General features: G+C 41.2%; 5 protein-coding genes. 1 reads left to right on the forward strand and 4 read right to left on the reverse strand.

Annotated features, from left to right (window positions below):
- The first annotated feature begins 243 nt into the window (after window positions 1-243).
- A complete protein-coding gene (locus JC525_RS19560) occupies window positions 244-1,764 on the forward strand; it encodes an ISNCY family transposase (RefSeq protein ID WP_198817801.1) in 1,521 nt (506 codons plus the stop codon).
- 30 nt (window positions 1,765-1,794) lie between these two features.
- Here JC525_RS19560 and JC525_RS20040 read toward each other — a convergent pair whose 3' ends face one another.
- The 4 genes from JC525_RS20040 to JC525_RS19575 all read right to left on the reverse strand — a co-directional run bounded on the left by JC525_RS20040 (window position 1,795) and on the right by JC525_RS19575 (window position 3,170).
- Window positions 1,795-2,007, reverse strand: coding sequence for a GDCCVxC domain-containing (seleno)protein (locus JC525_RS20040; protein ID WP_233095328.1), 213 nt, complete (start codon window positions 2,005-2,007; stop codon window positions 1,795-1,797).
- Between the two features lie 49 nt (window positions 2,008-2,056).
- Complete coding sequence (merP, locus tag JC525_RS19565) at window positions 2,057-2,332, reverse strand: mercury resistance system periplasmic binding protein MerP (protein WP_014951208.1); 276 nt, start codon at window positions 2,330-2,332, stop codon at window positions 2,057-2,059.
- A 32-nt stretch (window positions 2,333-2,364) separates the two neighbouring features.
- Window positions 2,365-2,709 (reverse strand): mercuric transporter MerT family protein, encoded by a 345-nt coding sequence (locus JC525_RS19570; protein ID WP_014951207.1) that lies wholly within the window; start codon window positions 2,707-2,709, stop codon window positions 2,365-2,367.
- A gap of 77 nt (window positions 2,710-2,786) precedes the next feature.
- The gene (locus JC525_RS19575; RefSeq protein ID WP_014951206.1) at window positions 2,787-3,170 is read right to left on the reverse strand and encodes a MerR family transcriptional regulator; all 384 of its coding nucleotides are present in this window, start codon (window positions 3,168-3,170) and stop codon (window positions 2,787-2,789) included.
- Between the last annotated feature and the right edge of the window lie 332 nt (window positions 3,171-3,502).

The raw sequence follows: 3,502 nt of genomic DNA on the forward strand, positions 1-3,502 counted from the left end.
TTGATTACCTCATTCGTGTCATTAAAATCTTAATGAGCCAAGGTCTGCTTCACGTGCACAAGAGACTGTCAATTTTGGTCTAGCTCTATCTCTGAAAGTGTCAGGTTAAGTGACGACTAATCCAGTTTAGCGTGTTAACACCAAGCGACTTTGTCGTATCTTAATTACCAAGCGATTCTGTCGGTCATTTTTTTATGTGCCTGTTAGTGTTTTGTTTTTTGAATACTAGAAGGCATGTTGAGGATGATTGTGATGGATTCTAAAGCTCAACTCACCGTTGATATAATAGCTAAAGTGGTTGAAGGTAAAATATCGATTGCCAATGCTACCAAGTTACTCAATAAATCCCGACGTTCAATTGAACGCTATATAAAACGCTATCAAGAAGTCGGTATTCAGTTTGTGGTGCATGGTAATTGCGGTAAATCACCCCCGAATAAAACGCCTATTTCGATAAAAAAAGCCGTTCAAGCGTTAATTAAGGATAAGTATTTTGATTTGAATTTACTGCACTTAGCCGAGCAGTTGGCTGAGAATGAACACATTGTTGTTAAGCGTGAGACCTTACGTGGTTGGGCGCACGATATTCATCATGTAAAGCGAGCTAAGCGTCGTCGTAGCCATGTTCGTAAACGCAGAGAACGTATGGCCGCACCGGGCTTAATGATGCAAATGGATGGTAGTCCGCACCGTTGGTTTGGTAACAAAAAGCATTGTCTCATTGCGATGATAGATGATGCCACCAGTGAAGTTTATGCTGAATTCTTCCCATCAGAGACCACCGTTGGATGTTTGAAAGTCATGCGTGACTGCCTTGAAAAGAAAGGTGTGTTTAAAACACTTTATGTGGACAGAGCCGGAATCTATGGTGGGCCTAAGCGTTGTAACTTCTCACAAATGCAACGCGCTTGTGAGGAGCTGGGCATTGAAATTATCTTTGCCAATTCCCCACAAGGTAAAGGGCGCGTTGAACGAGCGTTCGAAACCTTCCAAGACAGGTTGGTGCCCGAACTTAGGTTGAACAATATCAACGATATCGCCGCTGCCAATGCTTACCTTAAGCATGTCTTCATTCCGCAGTTCTGGCAGTCGAAAGTCCAAGTGAAATCAAAGCAAGCACCTGAATTTACGCCTCTGTCAAAACACATCAACCTTGATGATATCTGCGTCATTAAAGACCATCGTAAAATACGTAACGACCATACCTTCAGTTATGGCAACAAATTCTACCTCATTGATTCACCGCTCAAGCACTCCATTGCCAATCAGAAAATCGAGATAAGGAACACGAGTAAAAAAGGGTTTACCGCTCACTTCGCTGGTCGCAAACTGAAGATCTCGGAAGTTAATGAGCCAAGCAAACTGGCATCAGAAGACTTGGCAGTACAGAAGAAACTTGAAGTATTAGCGTTAATCGAAAAGCTCGGAAGCGTCAGTGCTGCATCACGCCAAAGTAGCGTCTCACGAGACACTATTCATCGGCACTTAAGAATGGTTAAGCGAGGTGGCCCTGATGCGCTAAAACGGCAAGAAACGCCTAACATACGGCATAAAAACTGTGTAGATATGGAAATCGAGAAAGCGGTAATCGAGTTCTCTCCTGAACATCCTCACCTTGGTCAGCAGAAGGTGGCACATAAGCTAACAGAAGCATTAGGCATTGATGTTAGCCCAAATGGCGTGCGCAGTATGTGGTTGAGAAATGATATGAATACAACCGCACTGAGAATTGAGAGATCACTAGCTTTGCATGAATCAGCATAATAAATAGCCAGTTGTTTAACTGACTACTTTTCAATTACAACAACTGTTGCCCTCTTGAATTGGAGGGCACTTCACTGTTCCATATGAGCAATAAACGCAGCAGTCGCCGCTCAAAGGCTTTAGCAGTGTTTTACATTTAGTGCATCCATAAAAAAATTGGCATGCAGTGGTTGGCATTTCTTCTTGCTGGCTGTAATCGCAATGTGGGCAAGTAATCGTCGATGAGAGTTCTATTTTCGCCATAGTTTTGTGTTCCTCTGAGGGTTTCAATATCGTTCAACTAGCGACGGCCTTACGACTTCACTAATGAAGGATAACCAGCATTCTTTGTAGCCTTTGTTAGTGCATCAGGATTTGTTATCTCATCGTCAAATGTTACAACAGCAAGTTTATTTTCAAATGTCACTTCCACTTGTTTAACGCCTTTAACGCGCTCAAGTGCTTTTTCTACTGTTATCGGGCACGTTACACAATCCATAGACGGAACTTCTAACGTAACAGTTACATCTTTTGCAAACGTCGCCGTGCTGCTTATCAACAATAAAGTTGTAATCAATAACTTCTTCATTTTTCTCTCCAATTAGAGTTAAGTGGTAGCACCTACACGACCCATATGATCCAGTAGTTGCTGGTAACAAAAACAAACGCCAACAGTGTGGTAAACCAAAATACTGCTTTTCGTCGTGTTCTTACCTTTGGGACTGCACAAGCCTCGTCATCCGCACAGTTTTCAACAGGCTGATGTATCTTCCACCCAGCAAAGCCAAATAAAACTACAACCACGAATATAAAAATAGGACGATAAGGGTCTAAGAGTGTTAAATGACTAATCCATGAACCACTTATACCCAATAAAAGTAAAACAAGAGGCCCGGCACAGCAGGCACTTGCACCGATTGCTGCGGCAAGCCCGCCTAAGATTGATAGTTGACTACTTTTTGCCATATTTACGTTTATTACACTGTTCTTTTAAGCACAGCATAAACTCCGTATATGGGTACGGAGTCAAGTGATGAGTCATTTTACGGTTGAAGTGACTGAATGATTGGGCAATCTTTATCACTTGGATTAGTTTTACAGTCTGAAATGAGCGAGACAAGGCTGTCTTTAAGGTTAAGCAAATCTCTTAACTTATCTTCAATTACTGCAAGCTTTTGCTCAGCGAGTTGCTGAACATCTTCACAATTACTAGCACTTAATATTAATAATGATGATATTTCCGCCAATGTAAAACCTAAATACTGTGCACGCTTTATGAACAATAGTCTTGAAAGTGCTTGTTCTGTATATTGCCTGTATCCCTGTATCGGTTTGATGGGTTGTTCAAGTAAGCCTTTGCGTTCATAGAAACGAACGGTCTCTACACCAACATTTGCCTCTTTGGCGAGTTTACTGATTGTATACATTGGCTACCTTTAATATTCTGGTTAATTCAATAATATACAAAACGTCTAATTAACTCATGCTTCAAAGGAAATATTTGCATATTTATTGAAGTGGATAATACTAACTGTTACCTTAAATGCGACAAAGTCGCTCGGTAATTAGACCGACATAATCCCTTGGTAATCACACTAATCCAGTTTAGCGGACTTCTTCAAAGGCGCTACTTTACATCTTCTTCTATTGGAATAGATTCCCAATAGTTGTTCCACCAATCGAGCGGCATTAGTTTTATTGATACTTCAAAGTGCTTTTCAAACAACCGATAAGTCTTGTCAACGTATTTGCAGGATCT

The organism is Alteromonas sp. IB21, assembly GCF_016405965.1.
Taxonomy (GTDB): Bacteria; Pseudomonadota; Gammaproteobacteria; order Enterobacterales; family Alteromonadaceae; genus Alteromonas.

Bases quoted from the DNA above. Each gene is read 5' to 3' on its own strand.
- JC525_RS19560 (WP_198817801.1), top strand. From the start codon at position 244: ATGATTGTGATGGATTCTAAAGCTCAACTCACCGTTGATATAATAGCT.
- JC525_RS20040 (WP_233095328.1), bottom strand. From the start codon at position 2,007: ATGGCGAAAATAGAACTCTCATCGACGATTACTTGCCCACATTGCGAT.
- merP (WP_014951208.1), bottom strand. From the start codon at position 2,332: ATGAAGAAGTTATTGATTACAACTTTATTGTTGATAAGCAGCACGGCG.
- JC525_RS19570 (WP_014951207.1), bottom strand. From the start codon at position 2,709: ATGGCAAAAAGTAGTCAACTATCAATCTTAGGCGGGCTTGCCGCAGCA.
- JC525_RS19575 (WP_014951206.1), bottom strand. From the start codon at position 3,170: ATGTATACAATCAGTAAACTCGCCAAAGAGGCAAATGTTGGTGTAGAG.